This is a genomic window from Porphyrobacter sp. AAP82, from assembly GCF_000331285.1.
GTDB lineage: Bacteria > Pseudomonadota > Alphaproteobacteria > Sphingomonadales > Sphingomonadaceae > Erythrobacter.
In genome coordinates, this window is record NZ_ANFX01000044.1 from 1 (window position 1) to 606 (window position 606).

1 protein-coding gene and 1 tRNA gene are annotated in these 606 nt (G+C 56.6%); both read left to right on the forward strand.

The features are described 5' to 3' along the window. Positions 1 to 69 precede the first annotated feature (69 nt). Entirely contained in the window at positions 70 to 348 is a 279-nt protein-coding gene (locus tag D620_RS0113555; protein WP_017666360.1) for a hypothetical protein, read from the forward strand. A gap of 47 nt (positions 349 to 395) precedes the next feature. Then, positions 396 to 469 (forward strand) — tRNA-Gly (locus D620_RS0113560). The last annotated feature ends 137 nt before the right edge of the window (positions 470 to 606 follow it).

Below are 606 nucleotides of genomic sequence, written 5' to 3' on the forward strand. Positions count from 1 at the left end.
CCATCTCAACAAGGGGGTCCCTTTTGCGTGCCGATAGGGGGGCCCGATTGAACGCCGATTGACAGGCATATGATCCACAATCCAGCTATTGGCATCCCGACTATCGACCGCCCCGAGGGTCGCGCGGCGGTCATCTGGCTGCCTGAAGATTTGGAGGCCATCAAGGCGGTTGCAGATCAGCCGCTTCGCGATGCCATCATCGCGCACGCCAATGCAAATCTCACCAACAATGAGGTCGCCGAACGGATGGGCTGGTCGCCCCAGCACGTCGATCAAATCCGGAAAAAGTATGTTGACGACAGGGCCATTGTGAGTGATTTGACCCGGCGGCTCCGGGACGATGTGTAAACCACACTGTAAACTGCCGGGGTTTCGATGGCTTAAGCTGTTGAAATGCGGGTGTAGCTCAATGGTAGAGCAGAAGCTTCCCAAGCTTACGACGAGGGTTCGATTCCCTTCACCCGCTCCACTTTCCCGTCCATCGCCATCCACATGCGTCTGGACAACCTCCTAAAATCCAAGGTATTCAGCGGATATCGTGTGACGTGACCCCCAGCTTTCCCCCAGCTTGGATTAGAGTCTGGCGGTTGTTTTGCGCATCGGCGC

Bases quoted from the DNA above. Each gene is read 5' to 3' on its own strand.
- D620_RS0113555 (WP_017666360.1), top strand. From the start codon at position 70: ATGATCCACAATCCAGCTATTGGCATCCCGACTATCGACCGCCCCGAG.